Raw genomic sequence first — 24,038 nt, 5'->3', positions numbered from 1 at the left:
TACATTTGAGATATTTTTTACCATGATGAATAAAAAGTTTTCAACTACGCAGTTTGTTTGGGGAGTATCGCTTTTCTTGGCATTATTTGTCAACCTTCCAATTATATTTCTTCAATTACCTCGTTTAGAAAAATCTGGCATTGCACAGTTGGATGTACTGATTCAAGTTCTTGTTTGTTTTTTTTATTCAGTATTTTTTATTCAAATTGTTTATAACCATTCAAAATCAAGTCATTCCAAAACAAAGATATTTTTTGAAATATTTATCATCTTTATCGTCTTTGTATTTGTATTAACAACGCTCAATGTTCTAATCATTGGTTTATCAATGAAAATGTTTCCTACTGTATTGATGCGTGGAATTTTAATCGGATTAATCGCCTATTTTTTTTGTAGATTTTTGATAGAAACTGAGCGTAAAAACGAGATTTTACTCGAAAATGAACACCTAAAAAGCGAAAATCTATTAGTTCAACTTAGTTCTTTGAAAAATCAATTAAACCCTCATTTTCTATTTAATTCATTAAATACGCTTAGTTGGTTGATTAATGAAGACAAAGGAAAAAGCCAGCGTTATTTGCAAAAACTATCGCAAGTATTAAGATACTCTCTTAGTATGCAAGAGCATTCCTTAGTACCCTTGAAGGAAGAATTAACTTTAATTGATAGCTATATTTTTTTGTTACAAATGAGGTTTGGCGAAAACTTAAAAGTTGTCAAAAATATTGAAAATATACCATTGCAGATTCCGCCACTTTCTCTGCAACTCTTAATTGAAAATGCTATCAAACACAATATAATCTCTACTGAATCGCCACTTCATATTTGGATTGAGTCGAATGAAAGTGATAAAACTATTACTGTTAGAAACACAATCAATCTCAAACAAAACTCGGGAGGTACAGGAATTGGCTTAGTTAATCTCAATGAAAGATTCAAGATTTTAGCAAATCGTGAAATAGAAATTGAGCAAAACGAAGCATTTATTGTCATTCTTCCGTTAATTTCATACTAAATAAAATTCCCCAATCAGGGTTAGGGGCTTCTAAAATGAAAATAGTTATCATAGAAGACGAGTCAGCAGCTGCAAGCCAATTGAAGTTTTTGCTGAATCAACTCAATATCAATTACGAAGTTTTGGCAATTATAGAAAGCGTCAGAGAGGGAATCAAATGGTTCACAAGCAATGAAAGCCCTGATTTGATTTTTTCTGATATTCAATTAGCCGATGGTATTTCTTTTGAAATATACGAACAAGTAACAATCAATGTACCAATCATATTTACAACAGCTTTTGATGAATATGCCATTCGAGCATTCAAACTTAATAGTGTTGATTATATATTAAAACCACTCGATGCCGATTCATTAAGTTTTGCGATAGAAAAGTTTAACAATCAACAACTCATCAAACAAGAAACTCTCAACCAACTTTTCAAGCAGCAAGCATTTTCTCAAAAAAGCTATCGAAAAAGCTTTTTAGTACGCTACCGAGATAAACTATTGCCCATCAAAACCAGCGAGTTTGCCTATTTTTTTATCGAAAATGGTTTAGTTTTTGGCCAGCTATGGGATGGAAGAAAACTTATTCTTGATTTCAAACTCGAAGACCTCGAAAACCAACTTGATCCTCTCGACTTCATAAGAGCCAATCGACAATACATTCTTTCGAGAGAAAGCATTCTAGAAATCGAACCATATATCAATAGCCGAATCTTAGTTAAGACCAATCCAGCATCACCTTATGAAGCGGTGATTAGCAAAGAAAAAGTTACGCAATTTAAAAATTGGTTTGAGAAAGCTTAATTTCGACGATTCACTTGACTTTTTTTCCATTTCACTTTTAAAGTCAGCATCTTTCCCCACCAAATCATACGTTCTGCCGTCTATATAGGCAATTTCAAATGTAAAATAAGAAAATTTATGAAATTCAAAAACGTATTATTAAGCTTTACTATTAGTATTGCATTATTGATTATTGCTTGTGAGAAAACTGAAGTCGCCACAACTTCCACTGCAAGCCTTACTACATTAAGCTGTTCATCAACTACTTTTTCTGCTACACCAACTGCAGGAACTGCTTTTACTGGAACTGCCACCGTACCTTATACAGGTGGAAATGGAGGAGTATATTCGGCAGGTTCGGCAGTTGCTTCAACTGGAGTCACAGGCTTGACAGCCACTTTGGCCGCTGGTACATTAGCATCTGGCGATGGCTCTGTTACATTTGCTATTGCTGGTACACCGTCGGCGGCTGGCACTGCTACGTTTGCAGTTACAGTAGGTGGACAATCGTGTAGCTTTTCATTGACAGTTTCGGCATCAGGTACATCTGGAGGAGCAACAACAAGCGGTTCGGCATGGTCTGTTGACACGGATATTGCAAATATCGTAGCTATGGCCAATGCTTTTAAAGCCTCGCTTTCAAGCACTCAGGCTACAACGCTTCAAGATACTTATAACAAAGCCCACGCTCAAAAATGGTCGAACTTACCCGAAGGCTTATACAGAGGAAGAGTGGGCTTGCAATCAAGTACATTTTCTACTGCACAATGGACTGCATTCTATAATTTGTTGAAAGCCACAACAAGCACAACTGCCAATGAAGGCAATGAAGAATATATTGGTATTTTGGCCGCTGATGATTATTTAAACTCAATCGGTGGGGGTTCTGATTATGGTTCAGGAAATTATTATGTTGCGTTTATTGGTACACCAAGCACAACTGGCTTATGGTGTTTACAAATTGGTGGTCACCACGGTACAATCATCTATACATATAATAGTGGAAAAATGACAGGCGGTACACCTTCTTTTCGTTCGACGGAACCATTCCCAAGTTATGTTTGGAAAAATGTTACTTATCAACCAATCGCACAAGAATTAAATGCACTTTCAGCCATGCTTAAAGGTTTAAGTTCAGCCGAACTAACATCTGCCAAACGTGCATCTGCTCAAAATGACCTCATCCTAGGGCCAGGTCAAGATAGTAAATTCCCAACTACTAAAACTGGCGTTAAAGTTGGTGATTTGACGCAAGCGAAAAAAGATTTGGTATTAGCAGCCATTAAAACATATACCGATGATTTAGATGACAAAGCTTCAGCAGCAGTTTATGCCAAATATAAAGCCGATATTGATAATACTTATATTTCTTATGTTGGTACAACAGATTTGACCTCAAAAGGAGATTTTGTTTTGATTGATGGGCCAAATGTTTGGATTGAATTTTCGATGCAAGGCGGTATCATTGTGAGAAATGCCAATCACCCTCATTCGGTGTGGAGAGATAGAACAAATGATTACGGTGGAAATTAATCAATGAGATTACTTAGTTTTAATAATTCATATAAAAACAGAACACAAATGACACAGATTATTAAAAAAATACAGGTTTCTAAAGATTTTAAGTACAAGTCATTGAAAACCTGTGTCGTTAAAATCTGGAGCATCTGTGTTCTGACATTTTTACTATTTTTCTGGGGACAAGGTGGACTTTTTGCTCACCCAATGCCCAGTTCAATGGTGATTCTAAATATTCACGAAAAAAATATCTCGGGCGAAATTCAGTTACCGCTCAACGAGCTACAATCGGCAATTGGTATGGGTGTAAATGATCATTCGGCACACTTGGTAGAGCGTTTGGGTGATTCGTTGAGGATTTACTTACTCAATCATATTCGCCCAAGAACTTTTGATGGTAAATTATGGAAAGTTGAGTTGGGTGAAATGAACGTTATCGAGACAAAAAGTAAATTATCAGGCGACTATAAAGAGCTTATTGTAAAGTTTTCAATGACCCCGCCACAGTCTTATGACCTACGTAATTTCTATTTTGATTATGATGTGATTTTGCACCAAGTAGCAAGTCATAAAATCTTGATTTCTATCAAACAAGACTGGCAACAAGGTATCATTGCTGAAGATAGTACTTTTCAAGAAGTTGGCATTATTGAATTAGATATTCCGACTGGCACAATTAAACCTTTTCAGATGAGTTTGCAGCAAGGAAGCATCTGGAAAGGTTTCAAAAGCATGGTTTTATTAGGTACAAAACATATTGCGGAAGGAACGGACCACTTACTATTTATTTTGGTGCTTTTATTACCGATACCTTTATTAGTCAGTAGTAAAAAGTGGGCTTCGCATAGTTCAGTTCATGAGAGTCTGATTCATATTCTAAAAGTAGTAACAGCATTTACGATTGGGCATTCCATAACACTGCTATTTGGTGCTTTGGGCTGGGTTTTCTTACCAAGTAAATTGATTGAAGTTTTGATTGGTGTTTCTATTTTGGTTTCTGCCATTCATGCCATTAAACCTATTTTTCCAAACAAAGAGACCTATATTGCACTTGGTTTTGGACTAATTCACGGTCTTGCTTTTGCCAATACACTCGAAAACCTAAAGCTTGATACAGCAAAAATGATATTTAGTATTTTTGGTTTTAATATTGGTATAGAAATGATGCAAATTTTTGTAATTATTGCGGTTATTCCGTGGCTGATTATCCTAAGTCGAACCTCATTTTACTCAAATTTCAGAGTATTGGGAGCTATTTTGGCTGGAATTTCTTCTATAGGTTGGATTATTGAAAGATTAGCCGAAAAACCCAATTTAGTAACTTCACTCGTCGAAAAAGCCACAAAATATCATTTATTTATACTTGCATTTTTAATATTAATATCTCTTTTAAGCTACTTCTATCACGGAATAAAACTTAAGAATCAAAAAATGTAAATTATAAAATCAATATTTTTATCAAATTAAAAAGGCTCCTAATGCTGACATTTTAGGAGTTTTTTTTTATTTTTGAATGAGAAATTACTTCTTTTTTTATATAAAGCCATTAACTATTTTGAATTTCCTAACAAAAAATAAAGACACCATTCTCTATGGCATTTCATTGGCTATTTTGCTATTTTTATTGAAATGGCTTGAGCTGCGTTTCATTATTATCAATCATACATTTGAGATTTATGCAGGTATTATTGCTCTATTGTTTACTTCACTTGGAATCTGGCTTGCACTCAAACTCACTAAACCCAAAATAGAAACTCAAATTGTAGAAAAGCCTATTTTTACTGATAGTTTTGTTTTGAATGAAAAAGAACTGAATAAACTTGGTTTGAGCAAAAGAGAATTAGATGTTTTGCAACTCATGGCAGAAGGACTAAGTAACCAGGAAATTGCAGAAAAATTATATGTTTCACTCAATACTGTCAAAACACATACTTCCAATGTATTTGAAAAATTAAACGTCAAACGTCGCACTCAGGCCATTGAAAAAGCCAAAAGATTGAGTTTGATAGCATAAATAAACTCATACTTTCGTATGAAAATACCTCTTTTTAGAAAAATCACTCAAAAGTATGAGAAACAAAATTGATTAAATATTCAGATTTGTAGCATAACCAAAATCTTAAAATCAATGAAAAAAATCGTACTTGTCAATGGGGCAATTTCAGGAATAATTGTTTCACTATTTTTAGTTTTTTCAGTGGGATATTGCTACGCTACGAGCAATTTCCAAGGAAATATGTGGGTCGGGTATGCCTCCATGCTTCTTGCTTTCTCACTAACTTTTGTAGGAATTAAAAACTTTCGAGATAAACAGAATGAAGGAGTTATATCTTTCGGAAAGGCCTTCCAGATTGGACTTTATATTTCACTCATTGCCTCGTCTTTTTATGTCATTACTTGGCTTATTGACTATTATTTTTTTATCCCAGATTTCATGGAAAAATTTGGAGGGCAAGCCGTAGAAAGTGCGAAGTCAAGCGGAGCAAGTGCCTCAGAAATAAGCAAAATCAGTACCGAAATAGAAAGTTACAAAGAAATGTATAAAACTCCATTGGGAGTAATACTTTTGACTTACATGGAAATTCTGCCTGTTGGTTTAGTAGTTTCCCTTATCAGTGCTTTGATTTTGAAGAAAAAGTAAAAAAGGCACAAAGTAACAAAGGCACAAAGGTTCAGAGATTGGGTTCAAAGTGGCAAAAGTATAAATATCAATTCCTTATATGCCTTTGCCACTTTGTACCCTGTGCCTTTGAACCTCTATGTCTAAAAACATCAAGGAATATCTTTCGGTGGACGAGCAAAATATGCTTCTATCTCTTCTTTTGAAGGCTGTTTTACTGGCCTTACCACTCTAAAACCTAAAAATGGAGCATCAGTCAACCACCAATCTGACTTCGGAATTTGTGGGTCACGTTGTTTCAATTCTGGTGTAGAAGTTCGGCGAGAAGCACTGCGTAATTTGTCTGCATCATCGTCCCAATGCCCTCCACGAATGGCGTGCGGATAATGGTTTGATGGCTTGATATAAGGATTATTATTTGCTTCAGGTTTGCCATAAAAATCTGCTACATACAAATCGGAAGTCCATTCAGCCACATTTCCATACATATCATATAGTCCCCAAGCATTTGGTTTTAGCTGACCAACTTTTTTGTAAGCACCATCAGAATTTTCAAAATACCACGCATATTCTTTTAGTTTTGAAGCATCATCTCCAAAATAAAAGGTAGTTTTTGAACCAGCACGTGCGGCATATTCCCATTCGGCTTCGGTTGGAAGTCTGTAAAAATTACCCGTTTTAGCATATAACCATTTACAAAACGAACGAGCAGCAAACTGTGTTACATTACATACAGGAAAACCACTTTCTTTTCCTTGACCAAAAGACATTTCTACATAAGGTTGGGTCGGGCGAGCAACTACACTTACACGATTAGCCACTTCAGCCGTATTTTTTTCATCTTTTACTTCCAATTCCTTGTTGAAATAGGTTTCGTACATTTCCCAAGTGATTTCGTATTTGGCCATCCAAAAAGCATCAATTTTAACTTTATGCTGAGGACCTTCATCGGGTTTACGGTCTTTTTCAGTTTCTAGACTCCCCATCAAAAATTCACCTGCTGGAATTGGCTGCATTTCTAAACCGTGCTGCAATCCAGGGATTTGTTCGGTATAAGGCTTAAAATTATCGTTGCGGAATGCAACAAAAGTTAAGAATAATAGAGCGATTGCTATTTTTTTCACTGTAAGGTTGAGTTTTTTTACAAATATAAACCAAGAAGAGGCTAAGATTAAAATGATTTAAAAGAAATTTCAGAACAAAGATGAAAACGATAATGAATCGACAAACAAAAGAAAATTTATATCTTTATTGAAAAATAGCATTAATCTTGGAAATAGCAATCAAAGTATATCTTGAATCTTATAAGAAGATTTGCCATAACATTACCGATGAAGAGCTGCTTTATATAAGTAAAGGTTTAACTATTTCGGAGTTTAAGGCAAAACAATATTATTTAAAAGCAGAGCAAATACAACTTTCCATTGGCTATATTATCAGTGGTCTAATACGTTCATTTTATATTGATGACAAAGGCAACGAAATAACCATTGGATTTTTTAAAGAAAACGAATATGTGACGGATTATGGGGCATTTGTTAGGCAAAAACCAAGCAAATATTACTTGCAATGTATCGAACCAAGTGTTGTTGTAAACTTACCTTATGCTGTGATGCAAGAAGGCTATGATTTATACAAAAATATTGAAAGATACGGACGATTAGTAACAGAAGAGGTTTTGGTGATGCAACAAACTCGTTTAGAAAGTTTTTTGTTTGAAAAAGCCGAAGAACGTTACTTAAATTTTATCAAACGTAGTCCAGAGCTTTTTAATCGAATTTCGCTTACTTATCTTTCTTCTTACCTCGGCATCGAACGCCAATCTCTCAGTCGAATACGAAAACAAATCACCTCAAAATAATTTTGTAACAAATGTGACACATAAATGTTGTTTTGATTGAGGAATTTTGCAAAAGAAACCCAAGTTCAACTACAATTATCGCAACAATTTAGCTTTTATTCAAAATTATGAAATCAACACTTTTGTTTACATTATTGCTTCTATTTGCTTTTGATGAAACCAATGCTCAAGTAAATCCAACTTTTAATTTAAAAATTCCAAACCTAAAAAGCACAGCTTTTCTTAGAATTGCTTTTTATAAGCAAGAAAACAAATTTCCTGATGATGGGAAATTTGCTTTTGCCAAAGAAATCAAACCCAACAAAACAGGCGAAATTACCCTTTCGTGGACAGATATTCCTACGGGCGAATATGCCCTAGCCATTTATCAAGATTCAAATGGAAACAAGAAATTGGATACTAATCTGGTTGGATTTCCAAAAGAGCCATTTGGTTTTTCTCAAAATATTAGACCAAAATTTTCCGCACCTAATTATGATGAATGTAAAGTCATTTTTAATGCCAATAATACTACATTTTCAATTAAACTAATCGACTGACATGAACGCTTCTTCTATTTTTCAATTTGGTAATTCTTTTATCATTTTTGGCTGGCTATTATTAATCATTGCCCCAAACTGGAAACATACCCAAAATATTATCCTCAATGGCTTTATTCTGTTATTTTCTGTCATTTATACATTTCTGATTCTGAAAGACATTGGAGATTTTAAAGCTGATAGTTTCAGCACACTCGCAAATGTGAAACAACTTTTTCAGAATGACAATGCAGTAGCCGCAGGTTGGTTTCACTACTTAGCTTTCGATTTATTTGTGGGAGCATACATCGTCCGAAAAGCCAAGGAATTATCCATTTCTCGTTGGTGGGCTACGCTTGCATTACCTTTTACATTTATGTTTGGCCCGATGGGCTACCTAATTTTTGTTATCATCAAAACCATTAAAACTACTACAAACAATGATTCTAATAAATGAAATATATCGTAGAAATAAATTATTGGCTCAAGTTGGTACGATACATTTAGCTCTCGCTTTGTTGCTCGGAATTTACTCCATCTTCAATGAAGAACTAATTATGGGCATCAATTCAATGATAAAACCCATCAAATTTGCATTGAGTATTTGGGTTTATGCTTGGACAATGGGCTTATTACTTTTTTACATAAACGATAAAAAGAAAGTAAAAAACCTTTCGATTTTGGCAGTTGTAACTATGGTATATGAACAATTTGCTATTACTTCTCAGGCTTTCAGAGGCGAGCTTTCGCACTTTAATAATTCAAGTGTTTACGGCGGAATTCTTTATGCCTTGATGGGAATATTTATTGTAGTCTTAACCTTTCAAACTTTAAGAATTGCGATTACATTTATTCGTCAAAAAACTTATTCAATTCCTTCTCCTTTGGTATTGAGCATTCAAATTGGTTTGATTTATTTTGTCATATTTAGCTTTTTCGGAGGCTATATCAGTGGCGTAAACGGACATACCGTTGGAGCAAAAGATGGTGGAGCAGGCTTGCCATTAATCAATTGGAGTACGACATTTGGAGATCTAAGAGTGGCTCATTTTTTTGGTATCCATGCCTTGCAAATCATTCCACTTTTTGGGTATTGGGTTTCAGGTAAATATAATTCTTCAACTGCAACCAAAGCCATTTGGGTATTCTCAATAATTTATTTGATTTATGTGTGTTTTACAATGGTTCAAGCGATGATGGGAATACCATTCATGGCGAGATAAACAAGAAAACGTTAAAGAATCAGTATAAGCTGATTCTTTAACGTTAGAAACCATCAATCTTACTTTACAGAGATTGTTTTTTCAAAATCATTGATTGATTCTTGACTTCTTCTTTTCTTTTGAATTGGAAATTTATTCAAAATACGTTTAACCTGCTTTGTAAAAATCGTAGTCGAATAATTTGGATTGTCAATAATATCGCTCATTGAAGCTCGCCAAACCAATTGTTTTGTATGTGCATCTACTACATCAATAATGAGTGTACCATCATCATAATTGACAATTGCAGGGCTTTCGCAATAGGTTTTCTCGCTCAGTTGTGGCAAATATCTTTCTCCACGGTAAAATCCTGCTCCGCATACCAAATTTTGAAATTTTTGTTCTTCCACATAAATATGAAAATCAACTAAAAAATCAGGATTAATTGCATTTCTTTGAAAGCCTTTTTTAGAAAAACTTTTATCAATCTCTCTAATAATTAATTGATTAAGTTCTTCAGAACTGTAAAAAGGGTGCGAGGCTTTAGTTGCTTCAAGTTTATTCCAAGCATAAGTATGGTATTGCTCAATTGCAACATTTGGCTCTCGTTCAATATTAAGATTTCGAGTGCAACTCAATGACAATAGAGCAAAAACGAATAACAAAATAAGTTTTTTCATGATTCTTTGTATTTTCTACAAAAATATCATCATAACCATTCTCTATTTATGTTTGCTGATAGGTATATACATGATAAATGTCAGTAGTGAAAATTTTAACAATTCAATACTGACATATTAATCAATTTTTTCAATGAAAAGCACGCACTTATAAGATTTTGCTGATATGAATTTGTTCCTCAATAGCATCTTCAAAAAAATGATGAATAATAAAAGTTTGCTCAACTCCTACTTTTTGGCCTGCTTGTGCCAAGAGCCATAAAATAACCATTCCACCAAATAAAAAAGGAACAATCCACAAGATAGATGCATCTAACTTTAGGCTTAATCTCACCAAACCTACCATAGTTATAAAAAACATCCCTAAGCCAAAAAGTACATAACCCATCAAAAACACAGCCCAAACACTTGGATGGGGGCCATACATCCCTCTTATGATAGTTTTAGAACCTTCTGTTTCTTCAAAAGAAATACTCAACTGTGGCGACCAATAGTGCTGCTCGGTAGGTTTAATTCTCAATAAACCATGCGTACTGAACACTTTACCTTCTACGGGTTGGGTAGTTACACCAAGTTTATTGGTGAGTAGTTTAACAATCTCATTAATTCTTTTTTCAGATACTATTTTAAATTTAGGGCGTACTCTAAAACTTGTCATTTTGTAAAGTTTTTTGTTTGGGTAAGAATAGATTAATCAAATCTATTGATTTCCCTAACTCTGCAAAATGAGTAATATCATATTTTCAAAAAAACACCTTATTCTTTATAAAAAATCCGCTTCACTCGCTCACTCACGCCTGTAAGAATTTCGTAAGGAATGGTGTCTATTGTTTTGGCTAAATCTCTAATTGATAAATCTTTACCAAAAATTATAACTTCGTCACCTTCTTCGCAGATAGCCTCAGTTACATCAATCATGGTCATATCCATACATACATTTCCTACAACTGGGCATGCAATGCCATTGACTAACACCTTACCTACTCCCTTACTAAAACCTCTATCAAAGCCATCGGCATAACCAATAGCAATGGTTGCAATTTTTGAATCTTTTTCCAGAATGCCCTTTCTACTATAACCGATCGTTTCACCTTTTTTGAGGTGTTTTATTTGTGAAATCACTGTTTTTAAAGTGCCAACTGTTTGTAACTCATGTTGTTCTATGCCAGTTACTTCTACACCATAAAGTCCGATTCCAAGACGAACCATATCGAATTTTGCTTCAGGAAAACGAATTATGCCAGCCGAATTACAGATATGTCGGAGTGGCTTAATTCCACCAAGACTATTAACAATTTGATTCGACATTTGCTCAAATTTCTCAATCTGAGTTTTAGAAAAACCATTGTGTTCACTTTCATCTGCACCTACCAAATGACTAAAAATCGAAGCTATTTTTATCTGAGGATTTTGTTTTAATAATTCGATTAAAGCTTCAATGTTTTGTTCCTCAAAACCTAAACGGTGCATTCCCGTATCAAGTTTTAGATGAATTTTCAAAGTTTTATTCGTAAATGGACTAACAAAATCAAGGTATTGTTTGAATATTTTAAAGCTATAAATTTCAGGTTCTAAATTATATTCTATAAGCTTAGCAAAAGTTTCAGGCTGGGGATTAAGTACCATGATTGGCAATTTTATGCCATTTTGCCTCAGAACAACGCCCTCATCTGTATATGCTACACCTAAATAATCAACTCGATGGTATTCGAGTAAACTTGCCACTTCGGCACTGCCGCTTCCATAGGCATAAGCCTTTACCATCACCATTATTTTGGTGGATGAACCTATTTTATTTCTATAAAAATTTAAGTTGTTTGTCAAGGCATCTAAATTCACTTCAAAAACGGTTCCATGAACTTTCTGAATCAGACGATTTACAATTTTTTCAAATTCAAATTTTCTTGCACCTTTGACTAAAATCAACGAGCTTTGAAATTGATTAATTGGATGGTTTTCAAGAAAAGTATCAGTAGAATCATAGAAAACAGCTTTATCAAAAAACTTTTGATTGCGAGAAATGACTTCTCCAATACCAACCACTTGGTCGATTTCTTTGCCTTTTACTAAATCTCCAATACTTTCATAAAGTTCTGATTCCTCCAAACCTGATTGTAGCAAATCACTTATAATCAACACCTTACGGCGTTTAGTATGCTGCTGACTCATAAAATTAAGAGCCATCGAAAGCCCCGCATAGTCATTGTTATAAGTATCATCAATTAAATAACAATCATTGATGCCTTGCTTCAACTCTAATCGCATGGCAACGGGTTTGAGCAGGTCTAAACGTGCCTGAATTTCGTTGATTTCGATTCCTTGATGAAGCATCAAAAAAATACAATGAGTAGCATTTTCGATAGAGGCGTCATCGGCAAATGGAATCTTAAAATCATAAATTTTACTATTCCACAAAATCTGTAAAGTACAATAGGTGGCAGATTTTGTTGCATTAACAAAAATATTACTCCCTGCTTTTCTCGACCAAGCAATCAGCTCTATTTTGGGATTGACTGCTTTTAATAAAATTCGAATTTCATCATCAATGTCTTCGTAATCTTTACAATAAATCAAAGTTTTACTTCGGCGAAAAAGGCGAAGTTTTTCAGTAGTTTTTTGTTTTCTACTTCTAAAGCCAGCGTCATGTGCCGAGCCAATGTTAGTGAAAATACCTATCGAAGGACGAATAATGGGTTCAAGGTTTTCCATCTCTCCAGATTTAGAAATACCTGCCTCAAAAATCCCCAATGTATGATTTTCATTTATTTCCCATACCGAAAGCGGCACTCCCAATTGAGAATTATAACTTCCAGGACTTTTTACGACATTATAGTCTTTCGAAAATAGGATGCTCAACCATTCTTTTACAATGGTTTTGCCATTACTTCCCGTAATACCCACCACTGGAATATCAAATTTTTGACGATGCTCTACTACCAAATTTTGTAAAGCTCGAATACTATTTTCGACTACAAATATTTTTACATTAGATAGTTTTTTTAAGCGATTTTTGAAATCGTCAGAAATTGCTTTTTTCTCTACAACAAACTCACGAATACCTTTCTGATAAAGTTCTTCGATGAATTGATGTCCGTCATGGCGTTCTCCTTTGATGGCAAAGAAAATACTATGCTCAGGTTGTGAAACAAATCGGCTATCGGTCAATAAGACACTTGCCTCAGTAATAATAGGTTCAGAAGAAAATTTCACTGGAAAATTGAAGAATTTGAAAGCCCTCACCCATTCTCTGAGCGAAGCTAAAGGGAACGGGTGGGATTAAAAGATTTTTATAAAGCAGGTAAGAATTCCATATTGACAAATTGTCCTGCACTGATCATTTTATTATTTTCAGCTTGTAAAACCATCTTATCTTTTGATATTTCTATAACTTTGAATTTCCCTTTGAAACCCAAAATATCAATATCTAAGACTTGGTCGTTTTCGAGCAAATACCAAGTTCCAGCATTTAAAATTTGTTTGGTCACTCTGTCTTTTGCACGTGTCACATTATCATCTCGAAATTCATAATCTAGGCCAAAAAGTGCTTGTGCTTGCGAATTGAGTTGATTTTGACTCAAAGTTTTTCCATCAATATCCGCAAATCGGTCAAGTTTCCAAAAATTTGCTGAAATAACCTTCGTAGGTTCTATTACAGTTTCAGGCTTTTTACAAGCAAATACGAATAAGGCTAAAAATAGGAATATGATATTTTTCATTACTATTCAATTTATACAAATTTATACTTTTAATTTTCCTCTAAATCATAGGGCAAATAATCATCGACTTTTGCTCCATATTTATGTAACTCTCTCACAATTGTTGAACTTATTGGTGCTAATTCTGGCGATGTAATCAAAAAAACCGTCTCTAATTCTCCTACTAAATGACGATTTACTTGTGAAATCGTATTTTCGTACTCAAAATCTGTTGTATTTCTCAGACCCCTTAATAGAAAATTAGCTCCATGTTGATGGGCAGCATTGGCTGTGAGGTCATCATAAGAGATAATTTTTATATGCTCATTATCTTTAAAAGTTTCTCTGATTTTATCTGTCATCATCTCTAACGAAAAATATCGTTTTTTAGCCGAATTTGTGCCAATTCCGATAATTATTTCATCAAAAAGTTTTAATCCTCGCTTCACAATATCAGCGTGTCCTTTGGTAAAAGGGTCGAATGAACCAGGAAAAAGGGCAACTTTCTTCATCTTTTATTTAGCTTTTAGCAATTAGCTTTTAGCAATTAGCTAAAAGACTTCCCACTCTTTTTCAAATAAATTATACTTCCACAAATAGTTAAAATCAGACAGTAGCGGCCGACTGTCACCGAAGCAGCGAACTGATAATAGCTACTAAACTTAATACAAATGATATGAACTAAACAAGGTATAATATCGATGTTCGGGTAAATCATCAAAATATTGACTAAAACGCAATTTTGTAGGGTTTAGTGCAAATTTTATATTTTTAAGCGACTCACTTAATTGTATATATCCTTCTGAAAACGATGTAACTTCTCCATAAAATGTAACAGGCATATCAGTTTGCAAGTCCAACTCATTCATCACAAAAAGCACGTGGTAAACCATATCTTGTGCAGTACGAAAATGGAAACGGTTACAAAAATACAACTTGGCATCCTTAAAATAAAGAATCGAAACATAATTATCCTCAAAATATAGATGCAGACCATTATTATTTCTATCTTGAATAATACCTTCGATAAGCGAGCCAATCACTGGTACTGGTGCTATCTTTCGAGCAGGGTACATTTCTCTAAACCAACCAATTAGCTCTTTTTCAACACCAAAAATACTTACCGCCCCAAATCGACTGTGCTTAAAATCAAAAATTTGCTCTCGTTCTAAAAGGTTTTTCCCAGCAGCAAAATTCAAGTATTTGGCAGCTTCATTGGCTTCATAATACTCATCAGGAATTAAGGTGAAATTATTGGTATTGACAGTCAAGCGAATGGTTTTCCAATAATTAGCTGACAAGAATAAGTGTTGCTGATAAATAGTTTTTAATGATTTAAGCAATTGATTTTCAGTCAGCAACGAAAAAATATGATAATCTTCCAACCACATGATTACATCATGTTCGGAATGGTGAACGGCAAAACGAAAACGGTCACGACTCACTTCAATCAGTAGATGGCTTTCAGCTATCTGATTGGTATCGAATCGGTCGTCTTTAATTTCGAAACTCGGTGAAATATTTATAGCTAAAGTCTCCAAATTATGGGTATTATTTTATTTGTCACAAATGCAAAACTGTCTTTTCTTTGACAATTTTAAGCAAAATTCAACTAACTTCTAAGTTTTTTTGCAATTAGCTTTTAGCTCCCAAAAATGTTTCTAACAAAACTTTATATTAAAAATGTAAAAAAGCTAATTAATAATCTCTAATTACTTTTTAAAACGCACTCATTGAAAAAACATTATTTTGCAAAGGTAGCCAACTTACATCTTTAATCAATTGTTCGTTGAGATTCATTTCTGGATCATGTCCTTTTATTAAATTCCCCCTTAAAATTTTTACTGAAAAATATAGTTCGATAGCATGCAAAGGTGGTTGAATAAATTCTTTGGTTTTGAGTAATTTACCTACTTCTACTTCAAAACCTGTTTCTTCCAAAAATTCCCTTTTAAGGGCTTCTTCAGCCGTCTCTCCTCTATCAACTCCTCCACCTGGTGGACACCAATAATCTTTTTCACCTAAAATTGGCCGATGACAAACCAATAAAATTTGTCCATTTTCTACACAGACACCGCACACTCGTACCCGAATACGGTTTCCGTAAAGTTGCTGGGCAATTGCTTGATAATTTGTTCCGGACATTTCTGGGCTTTTAGCGATTAGCTTTTAGCTTTTAGCCAAAACAACTAACCAATTCAGCTAATAGCAAACCGCTAAAAGCTATTGAGCTACAAAGATAATGAATCAAAAACGAGTGATTTACTGAATGACTGAATGTTTTTTGTAGGTCGAAACAATTTAAAGGTTTATTTTGCAGATAGATTGGAGATTGGGGATATGAGATTGGAGAAAAAATCTCGTTTTAAACCAATGACATTATCAATTTTTCATTATCAATTTTCCATTAAAAATGGCTCTCGACGAAAACGTAAAACCTTCGGAACGATTTCATAAAAAATTCCCCTTCACTCCTACTGCTGGACAAGCAAAATTATTTGAGTTGATGGATGAATTTATTCTTGACGAAGAGAAATTTCGTGATGTTTTTATGCTCAAAGGCTATGCGGGTACAGGAAAAACGACCTTTGTAGGCACTTTAATAAAGGTTTTAAAGGAGTTTGGCTACAAAACAGTACTACTCGCTCCCACTGGTCGTGCGGCCAAAGTAATGTCGGGATATTCCAAAAGAATGGCGTTGACCATTCATAAAAAAATCTATCGCCAAGTTGAAAATGCTTATACTGGAGCCTTGGTTTTTGAACGACAAAAGAATAATCAAGAAGGTACTGTTTATATTGTTGACGAGGCTTCAATGATTTCGGATGTGAGAGAATTTGGCACCAATAGTTTATTACATGACCTATTAGATTTTGTATTTGAACAAGATACCAACAAACTTTTATTGATTGGCGATGAAGCCCAACTACCGCCCGTTGGTATTGCTTTTAGTCCAGCTTTGGATGCTGACCATCTTCGAAATCGCTATCATGCTACGCTTACCGAACATTGCCTCACAGAAGTAATGCGACAAGATGAAGGTTCGGGTATCTTAACAAATGCGACAGATTTACGCAAGCAATTGACAACGGAAACGCCTAATATTCAATTAGTTACGAGTAAATACAAAGACATTTATCGGATGACAAGCGAACGTTTGGAGGATGGTATCAGATATGCTTATGATAAATATGGTCGTGAAAACACTACCATTATCACTCGCTCCAATAAAACGGCCGTACAATATAATCGTTATATCAGAAACACCATTAATTATTCAGAAAATGAGCTTGAATCGGGCGATATGTTGATGGTGGTTCGTAATAATTATACTGTTTTGGGAGAGGAATCAAAAGCTGGTTTTATTGCCAACGGAGACTTTGTTGAAGTACTAAAAATTCGTAGAGAAGAAGAAATGCACGGCCTTCGTTTTGCCAATGTAACCCTCAAATTAATTGATTATCCAGACGAAGAAGAATTTGATTGCAAAATTATTTTAAATACACTTTATTCAAATGCTCCAACTCTTACGGCAGAAGAAAACAAGTTGCTTTATGAAAATGTTTTAAAAGATTATTTTTGGGTAAAATCTAAAAAAGAACGCCAAGAATTGCTTCGTAAAGATAGTTATCTAAATGCCCTTCAAGTAAAATTTGCGTATGCTCTCACTTGTCATAAATCACAAGGTGGGCAGTGGGACGCTGTGTTTGTAGATCAAGGATATTTACCTGATAATCAAGTAGATAGCGACTTTATTCGTTGGCTTTATACCGCCATCACTCGTGGTGTGAAAGAGGTTTTTTTACTCAATTTTAATAAGCAGTTTTTGGAAAACAAAGAATAACTCATGTCAAGAAATCACAGAAAATCCGAAAAATACATTAAGAAAAAAGTATTCACTTCGCCAGGTACCTTAGAGTATGTAGGGAAAGAAGTACCTGTTGACACGGTTATCAAATTGGTTGAATTTAACGAAGAGTTTTACCAACAAAAGGTAGTAAAAGTAATGAATGACTGTAAATCAGCCACTCATGAAAACCATATAAACTGGCTTGATGTTGATGGCGTACATGAGGTGTCGGTGATAGCGTCGATTGGAAAGCATTATTATTTACACCCTCTTTTGCTTGAAGATGTGCTGAATACTGAACAAAAACCCAAGTTAGAGCATTTTGGTGAGCAAAATATCTTTGTAGTGATGAAAATGCTACAATATAATGAAGCAAACAACGAAATAGAGACAGAGCATGTGGCTTTAGTTTTGGGCCAAAATTATGTAATTTCATTTCAAGAAGTACATAAATCTGATGTTTTTGGGGCAATTTTTGAACGTTTGAAGGCTTCTGTTGGTAAAACACGCAAAGGTAAATCAGACTATTTGTTTTATTCACTATGCGATTTGATAGTAGATAATTATTATGTGGTTATTGAAAAATTTAGTGAAAAACTAGAGGAATTGGAGGTAAAAATAATTGAAGACCCACACCCAAATGACCAAAAGCTTTTGTATGAATTACGAAGAAGTTTGATGCAAATCCGTAAAGCAATTTTGCCTTTACGTGATATTTTTGGTTCGCTGGCACGTGAAGAGTCAGCTTTAATTCAAGCAAATACCAATATCTATTTGAGAGATGTATATGACCATGTTTTACAAACCCTCGAAACGATTGAGAACTACCGAGAAATGATTGAAAATATTCAAAATATTTATCTCACAAGTTTAAGCAACAAGATGAATTCAGTGATGAAAACGCTTACCGTTTTTACAGCGATTTTTATGCCTCTGACCTTTATAGCGGGTGTTTATGGTATGAATTTCGAGAATATGCCCGAACTCCGCAACCCAAATGGTTACTTCTACACCCTCGGAGGCATGGTTCTCATCGGAATTGCATTTTGGATTTATTTTAAATGGAAAAAATACGTCTAAGCTGTTGTTTGCAACATTGCACCTGCCAAAATGCCATAGCATTTTGTCCATGCGGCTGCCACTTCAGGCTTCCAATCTTTTCCGAGTCCCTTTTCCAGTGTCCATAATAAAGCCTTGCCTACTTGGTCGTAGTGTTTTGGTTTTGCCCCATATCCCACATGTCGTTCTGCCATTGCTTTTATTTCATCGCTTAGTTCGCCCAATCTGTCCAATCTTTGTACAATCAAATCAAGCATATCAATCAACTTTTTAGCTTGTTCTTGTTGTGAGATTTTAAACATTTTTTTTAGAGAAGGCTCGTCTAAAAACAATCGGCTATAAAAAACATCGCCTAAAAGTGTTGCATCAAGTCCTTGCAGACTTCGCCATGTACTTTTTATAATTTTAATTTCTTCTTTTGTCATACCCCCTCTATATTTTGCCCAAATTTTATTCTTTTTGTTTAATTTTCCCAATTAAATTCATTGAATAGTCAGTATTTCAAAATGAATGGTATAGAATAGGTGTTGAATTGAAAAGCAACTCAGGTATTAGTTTACTACCATTCATGTTTAGATTTATACTATTCATTTTCAAATTCTTGTAATTCGTTTATATTTTTTGATAATTTGCTTTAAAAATAGCTCACTGAAATGAACGCCATCATCATAGAAGACGAAAAATTGGTTGCAAGGGAATTAAGTATTAAAATAGCAAAAATTGACCCTGACTTAAAAGTTTTGGAAATATTGCCCAGTGTCAAAACAGCCATTAATTGGTTTGCAGAAAATGCCGAACCCGATGTAATTTTCGCCGATATTCAATTAGCTGATGGTGTAAGTTTTGAGATTTTTGAAAAATTCAGGCTCAATTGTCCGATCATTTTTATCACTTCTTATAATGAATTTGCGATAAGAGCTTTTAAAGTTAATGGAATTGACTATTTGTTGAAACCTGTTGAACCAATTGATTTACAAAAAGCCATTGAAAAAGCGAAAGGAATTAACCAAAAGCAAATAAAATCACCCGTTGATTTGAATAAATTGATGGAAATGTTGCAAACGGGTGGCTCCTCAAAACCAGTTTATAAAGAACATTTCTTGTGTAATCATCGCAATGCTTGGGTGCCAGTCAAAACAAAAGATATTGCTTATTTTTATTATGAGTCAGTAGTCCATATTGTAACAAAAAACAACGAGAAGTTTAGTTTAGACGATACAATGGATGAAATTGAAGCCATGCTCGACCCTGATGTTTTTTACAGAATCAACCGCCAATATATTGTTCACAAAGACATGATTCAACGGGTTTGGGGACTTGAAAATCTGAAATTGATGGTCAAACTAAAAGAGCCACACCAAGCAGTCGAAATAGATATCAGTCGCCAAAAAGCACCTGTTTTTAAAAAATGGTTGGAAAAATGAGTTTTATTTAATGCAAAATGAAGAATATAGAACATATTTTAATGAAAAAAACTCATAAAACCATAAAGGTTTTAAGCCCAATCTTTTCCACCAGAATATTTACGATTAATTATAAATTCATTCTATCATTCTTCATTCTACATTATTCACTCTACACTCCTAAAATTTTTGCTCAATCAGCACGCCTACCTTATACTTTCGATCAAATGAAAGTGAGTAATAGTAGCCTTTCAAATACCATTACTTGTATGCTCAAAGACCAAAATGGATACCTGTGGCTTGGGACAGCAAGTGGATTAAAACGCTATGATTCAGGATTTACAACAACATTTAAACACAAAAAAGGTGACGATAAGTCATTGATTCATAATTTTATTGAATCACTTTGTGAAGATAAACAAGGAAGAATTTGGATTGGAACAACCGAAGGTATTTGCTATTTTGATAAAAAGAAAAATCTCTTTTTTCCATTTAAAGAACTCAATAAACCTGATTATGCTTGTCTCAATATCATTTGCGATTCGAGAGGAGACATCTGGTTTTCGATTCGTGATAAAGGTTTATACAGATTTAATACAAAAACCAATCAATTAGATAATTTTTCTCATGACTTTGCTAAGCCAAAACGGTTAACCTCTAATCGAGTTTTTAGAAAAGGATTAATCGAAGACCCACACAAATCGGGTATTTGGATTTCTTGTAGTGAAGTTCTAAACTTTTTTGACTTTTCAACACAAAGTATTTATAATCATGAATTTAACCCAAAGAAAATAGAGATACTCAACTTACCTACAGTTGCGGCTCTGACAACCAATGAAAACAAATTAATTTTTGTAGATAATAATACGGAAGAAATTATTTGGTACGACACAAAGCTTCAAAAAAAGGTCAAAACGTTTAGCTTGACTACTAACCCAAATGTATCACTTTCAGGCGTATATCAATTATTTTTCGATTCAAACAAGCATATATGGGTGAGTACATTTGAAAAGAAAATGGCATATATCGACCTTCAGAAAAAACAAATTATTCCGATTGAATATGAAAGAGGAAATAGTATTTCGTTTTCCGCCTATCATTTTTTAGATGTTTTTCAAGAAAAGAATGGGACGATTTGGTTTGCAACACCCAATGGTATTTCAACAGTCAATGGTTTAGCAGCACTCACACCCAATGAAAAACTATTTGATATTTATGATTTTTCAAAAAAAATGTTTAAAAATCATTCAAATGATGGTTTCTTAGATTTAGAAGAAGACAATAAAGATAGCAGTTGGTGGATGCTTACCTTTGAAAATCGTTTGATTAAATACCTTCCATCAACGAATCAGCACGTAGAATACAAAATTCCACTTTCCCAAAAAAGTACCCATGACTTCAATTATGCTATTTTTCTTGATGGCTATCAAGACAATATAATTATCACAAAACCCTATGCTATTTTTACTTTTAATAAATCAACAAAGAGGTTTTCTGAATTAGAGATACCAAAAAAAATAAGCGTTGAGAATGTCAGCAGTATCACACATACCAAACTTTTAGGCGATTCTATCTGGATTTTTGGAAAAGACCTCTACGAGGTGTATAATTATCATTTCAAAAGAAAACAATGGAAAACATATCCTTTAATTTTAAACGCTGAAAATAGGAAAAAAGCATCCCAAAGGTGGCATTTTGCACCAACAGAATCATTATTCACTCGTTCGGGTGAGTTTTGGATTGACATTCAGGCAGGTGGATTGGCAAAGTTCTCTAAAGAAAAACAAGCATTTATTGGTATAAAAACAAAACAAGATATTGATTTTTCAAAAATAGGTTTCTCAGGTTTTATTGAAGATAAGAACGGCAAATTTTGGCTGGGAAGCTATGACTTAATCAAATTTGACCCAATAACAAATGATTTTCAGTCGGCTATGGATACCGACTTTATTGGTTCTATGTCAATTGACGAAAACGATAATATTTGTATTTCTGCTTTAGATGAGGTAATGTTTTTTAATGAAAAAAAGAATGATAAATATTCTTTCACTTTCCCAACAAACGAGCCTCTTTCTGATTGGGGCAATCGCCTAATCAATTTGAAAAACAATAAAATTATTTCACTCGGTAAGCAAGTCCTTGCACTAATTGAATTTAAAAATTTAAAAATACCGTCTTTTCAAGACCAACTATATATTAATCGTATCTCCAATGCCGATACTGCCATTTTGATTAATGAAAATAATTCACAAGTAAACTTTGACTCAAAACAAAATACTTTTTCAATTTATTTTGGTATTCTTGCTCCACCAAATACAGATATGTATGAAATTTCATATCAGTTGGTAGGTTTTGATAAGAATTGGATTGCTGATAAAGAGAACAAGAAAGTGGCTGTTTACGGGCATTTAGATGGAGGAGATTATATTTTTAAAGTAAGGGCTAAGGATATTAATCAAAATTATTTGCCAACACAAACACTTAGCATTCACATTGAAACTATCTTTTATAATACACTTTGGTTTAGAATATTATGTTTTTTAGCAATTGTAGGAATTGTCTTTGCATTTTTTCGCTATCGTACCAACCAGCGGAAACAAATTCACCATTTGCAGATTCAATCTACTCGATTGGCAAAAGATAAAACTGAAATTCAATATCAAAATTTGATTAATCACCTTAACCCTCACTTCTTGTTTAATAGTCTAACATCACTCAATGGTTTGATTTTATCAGAGCCTGATGTTGCTTCTGATTTTCTACAAAAACTCTCGAAAATTTATCGCTATATTTTACAAAATAAAGAAAACGAAGTGGTAAGTTTGGAACAAGAATTGGCTTTTGTGAAAAATTATATTGACCTTCAAAAGTCACGTTTTGAAGACGGATTACAAGTAAATATTAACATTGATGAAGATTATCTATCAAGTGGAATTGTGCCTGTAACACTTCAAAACCTTTTTGAAAATGCCATCAAACACAATACCGTTGAGGAGGATAAACCATTGATTATCAATATATTTATTGAAGATGAATACTTAATTGTAAAAAACAATTTGCAGAAAAAGAAATTCGTAGAAACCTCTAATAAACAGGGGCTTGATAGCTTAAAAAGTTTGTATAAATACCTTACCTCAAATCCTTTAGAAACGATTGAAACCGAAACGGAGTTCATAGTAAAAATACCCTTGCTTTAAAAATATTGAAAAATAGTTTGTATTGTGAATTTGGCAATTAAAATTAACTGGAAAACAATTTGATAAGGGCAAGGCGTAAGAAAGGTTGTTGAATAGTGTTTATTTTCGTTGTTTATAATAGATTTCTACTACAATTCCATCGGTTTCGAAGCCTTTTTGAATACTTTTATATTTGTTTTGGGTTTCTCTATAAGAGATAAAAAGAAATAATGTACCAGCGAAAATTATAAGAAATATAATTTTTAGAATATTCATTTTATCTGACTATCTCTTGTGTTTTTCTGTACCGCAATCGCACCAAAAAGTGATAATAAAAAAGCAAAAGAATAAAAGCCTTTTTCGCTTGAAAGCAAAGTTGCATTCCATAAACCGACTGCCAAAAGCACTATCGAAAGAATGGTGCAAACCCAACAAATACTATAATAAATATCAGTAACAGCGATATTTTCTAATCGATCTCTTACGGTTTTCTGTAACGAAATTACAGCAAAAAGTCCTAAAATTAAGACTGTAAAGTAGTATCCTTTTTCGTTGAGTAACATTTGCGAACGCCAAAGTCCGATAATATAACCCAACATTCCCGATGCCATAGCTACCCAAGAGGCTGCAATAAAGGCACTTGATGGTTTTTGATTCATATTTATTTTTTA

General features: G+C 33.8%; 24 protein-coding genes. 14 read left to right on the top strand and 10 right to left on the bottom strand.

What is annotated here, in order from left to right:
* The first annotated feature begins 25 nt into the window (after positions 1 to 25).
* From ACQUQZ_RS07865 to ACQUQZ_RS07840, 6 genes are all read left to right on the top strand, one after another.
* Positions 26 to 1,015, top strand: coding sequence for a sensor histidine kinase (locus ACQUQZ_RS07865; RefSeq protein WP_435354324.1), 990 nt, complete (start codon positions 26 to 28; stop codon positions 1,013 to 1,015).
* Positions 1,016 to 1,050: 35 nt separating this feature from the next.
* Positions 1,051 to 1,806 (top strand): LytR/AlgR family response regulator transcription factor, encoded by a 756-nt coding sequence (locus tag ACQUQZ_RS07860; RefSeq protein ID WP_435354323.1) that lies wholly within the window; start codon positions 1,051 to 1,053, stop codon positions 1,804 to 1,806.
* 117 nt (positions 1,807 to 1,923) lie between these two features.
* On the top strand, positions 1,924 to 3,318 hold the full coding sequence (locus ACQUQZ_RS07855; protein WP_435354322.1) for a DUF3500 domain-containing protein: 1,395 nt from the start codon (positions 1,924 to 1,926) through the stop codon (positions 3,316 to 3,318).
* Positions 3,319 to 3,366: 48 nt separating this feature from the next.
* Complete coding sequence (locus ACQUQZ_RS07850; RefSeq protein ID WP_435354321.1) at positions 3,367 to 4,740, top strand: HupE/UreJ family protein; 1,374 nt, start codon at positions 3,367 to 3,369, stop codon at positions 4,738 to 4,740.
* Between the two features lie 118 nt (positions 4,741 to 4,858).
* The gene (locus tag ACQUQZ_RS07845; RefSeq protein WP_435354320.1) at positions 4,859 to 5,317 is read left to right on the top strand and encodes a response regulator transcription factor; all 459 of its coding nucleotides are present in this window, start codon (positions 4,859 to 4,861) and stop codon (positions 5,315 to 5,317) included.
* Positions 5,318 to 5,431: 114 nt separating this feature from the next.
* On the top strand, positions 5,432 to 5,944 hold the full coding sequence (locus ACQUQZ_RS07840; protein WP_435354319.1) for a DUF4199 domain-containing protein: 513 nt from the start codon (positions 5,432 to 5,434) through the stop codon (positions 5,942 to 5,944).
* 131 nt (positions 5,945 to 6,075) lie between these two features.
* Here the strand turns inward: ACQUQZ_RS07840 and ACQUQZ_RS07835 are convergent, their stop codons facing one another.
* Positions 6,076 to 7,047 (bottom strand): formylglycine-generating enzyme family protein, encoded by a 972-nt coding sequence (locus tag ACQUQZ_RS07835; RefSeq protein ID WP_435354318.1) that lies wholly within the window; start codon positions 7,045 to 7,047, stop codon positions 6,076 to 6,078.
* A gap of 146 nt (positions 7,048 to 7,193) precedes the next feature.
* Here ACQUQZ_RS07835 and ACQUQZ_RS07830 point away from each other — a divergent pair, with 146 nt between their 5' ends.
* The 4 genes from ACQUQZ_RS07830 (at position 7,194) to ACQUQZ_RS07815 (ending at position 9,525) form a co-directional block, all read left to right on the top strand.
* Positions 7,194 to 7,784: a Crp/Fnr family transcriptional regulator gene (locus tag ACQUQZ_RS07830; RefSeq protein WP_435354317.1), complete on the top strand. Its 591-nt coding sequence runs from the start codon at positions 7,194 to 7,196 to the stop codon at positions 7,782 to 7,784.
* A gap of 107 nt (positions 7,785 to 7,891) precedes the next feature.
* A complete protein-coding gene (locus ACQUQZ_RS07825; protein WP_435354316.1) occupies positions 7,892 to 8,323 on the top strand; it encodes a DUF2141 domain-containing protein in 432 nt (143 codons plus the stop codon).
* Position 8,324: 1 nt separating this feature from the next.
* Positions 8,325 to 8,759, top strand: coding sequence for an ABA4-like family protein (locus ACQUQZ_RS07820; RefSeq protein ID WP_435354315.1), 435 nt, complete (start codon positions 8,325 to 8,327; stop codon positions 8,757 to 8,759).
* The gene (locus ACQUQZ_RS07815; protein ID WP_435354314.1) at positions 8,743 to 9,525 is read left to right on the top strand and encodes a hypothetical protein; all 783 of its coding nucleotides are present in this window, start codon (positions 8,743 to 8,745) and stop codon (positions 9,523 to 9,525) included. Before ACQUQZ_RS07820 ends, ACQUQZ_RS07815 begins: the two co-directional genes overlap by 17 nt.
* 59 nt (positions 9,526 to 9,584) lie before the next feature.
* On the opposite strand, the gene ACQUQZ_RS07810 is transcribed toward ACQUQZ_RS07815, so the two are convergent.
* From ACQUQZ_RS07810 to ACQUQZ_RS07780, 7 genes are all read right to left on the bottom strand, one after another.
* Positions 9,585 to 10,184, bottom strand: coding sequence for a DUF4136 domain-containing protein (locus ACQUQZ_RS07810; RefSeq protein WP_435354313.1), 600 nt, complete (start codon positions 10,182 to 10,184; stop codon positions 9,585 to 9,587).
* A gap of 148 nt (positions 10,185 to 10,332) precedes the next feature.
* Positions 10,333 to 10,842, bottom strand: a complete 510-nt coding sequence (locus ACQUQZ_RS07805) for a hypothetical protein (RefSeq protein ID WP_435354312.1) — start codon at positions 10,840 to 10,842, stop codon at positions 10,333 to 10,335.
* 98 nt (positions 10,843 to 10,940) lie between these two features.
* Entirely contained in the window at positions 10,941 to 13,394 is a 2,454-nt protein-coding gene (locus tag ACQUQZ_RS07800; protein WP_435354311.1) for a bifunctional UDP-N-acetylmuramoyl-tripeptide:D-alanyl-D-alanine ligase/alanine racemase, read from the bottom strand.
* A 77-nt stretch (positions 13,395 to 13,471) separates the two neighbouring features.
* The gene (locus ACQUQZ_RS07795; protein WP_435354310.1) at positions 13,472 to 13,900 is read right to left on the bottom strand and encodes a hypothetical protein; all 429 of its coding nucleotides are present in this window, start codon (positions 13,898 to 13,900) and stop codon (positions 13,472 to 13,474) included.
* Positions 13,901 to 13,929: 29 nt separating this feature from the next.
* Entirely contained in the window at positions 13,930 to 14,391 is a 462-nt protein-coding gene (coaD, locus tag ACQUQZ_RS07790; protein WP_435354309.1) for a pantetheine-phosphate adenylyltransferase, read from the bottom strand.
* Positions 14,392 to 14,541: 150 nt separating this feature from the next.
* Positions 14,542 to 15,420 (bottom strand): DUF3822 family protein, encoded by an 879-nt coding sequence (locus ACQUQZ_RS07785; RefSeq protein WP_435354308.1) that lies wholly within the window; start codon positions 15,418 to 15,420, stop codon positions 14,542 to 14,544.
* Positions 15,421 to 15,598: 178 nt separating this feature from the next.
* A complete protein-coding gene (locus ACQUQZ_RS07780; RefSeq protein ID WP_435354307.1) occupies positions 15,599 to 16,024 on the bottom strand; it encodes an NUDIX domain-containing protein in 426 nt (141 codons plus the stop codon).
* Between the two features lie 268 nt (positions 16,025 to 16,292).
* On the opposite strand from ACQUQZ_RS07780, the gene ACQUQZ_RS07775 reads away from it, so the two are divergent.
* Entirely contained in the window at positions 16,293 to 17,723 is a 1,431-nt protein-coding gene (locus ACQUQZ_RS07775) for an ATP-dependent DNA helicase (RefSeq protein ID WP_435354306.1), read from the top strand.
* A gap of 3 nt (positions 17,724 to 17,726) precedes the next feature.
* Positions 17,727 to 18,809, top strand: coding sequence for a magnesium/cobalt transporter CorA (gene corA / locus ACQUQZ_RS07770; RefSeq protein ID WP_435354305.1), 1,083 nt, complete (start codon positions 17,727 to 17,729; stop codon positions 18,807 to 18,809).
* Here corA and ACQUQZ_RS07765 read toward each other — a convergent pair.
* Positions 18,806 to 19,213 (bottom strand): globin domain-containing protein, encoded by a 408-nt coding sequence (locus ACQUQZ_RS07765; RefSeq protein ID WP_435354304.1) that lies wholly within the window; start codon positions 19,211 to 19,213, stop codon positions 18,806 to 18,808. The two genes, corA and ACQUQZ_RS07765, sit on opposite strands and share 4 nt — an antisense overlap.
* 228 nt (positions 19,214 to 19,441) lie before the next feature.
* Between ACQUQZ_RS07765 and ACQUQZ_RS07760 the strand changes: the two genes are divergently transcribed.
* Positions 19,442 to 20,212: a LytR/AlgR family response regulator transcription factor gene (locus ACQUQZ_RS07760; protein ID WP_435354303.1), complete on the top strand. Its 771-nt coding sequence runs from the start codon at positions 19,442 to 19,444 to the stop codon at positions 20,210 to 20,212.
* Between the two features lie 41 nt (positions 20,213 to 20,253).
* Entirely contained in the window at positions 20,254 to 23,388 is a 3,135-nt protein-coding gene (locus ACQUQZ_RS07755) for a two-component regulator propeller domain-containing protein (protein WP_435354302.1), read from the top strand.
* A gap of 251 nt (positions 23,389 to 23,639) precedes the next feature.
* Here ACQUQZ_RS07755 and yiaA read toward each other — a convergent pair whose 3' ends face one another.
* Complete coding sequence (yiaA, locus tag ACQUQZ_RS07750; protein WP_435354301.1) at positions 23,640 to 24,026, bottom strand: inner membrane protein YiaA; 387 nt, start codon at positions 24,024 to 24,026, stop codon at positions 23,640 to 23,642.
* Positions 24,027 to 24,038: the final 12 nt, after the last annotated feature.

It is taken from the genome of Emticicia sp. SJ17W-69 (assembly GCF_051209875.1).
Taxonomy (GTDB): Bacteria; Bacteroidota; Bacteroidia; order Cytophagales; family Spirosomataceae; genus Emticicia.
This window is presented reverse-complemented; position numbering and strand designations above follow the sequence as displayed.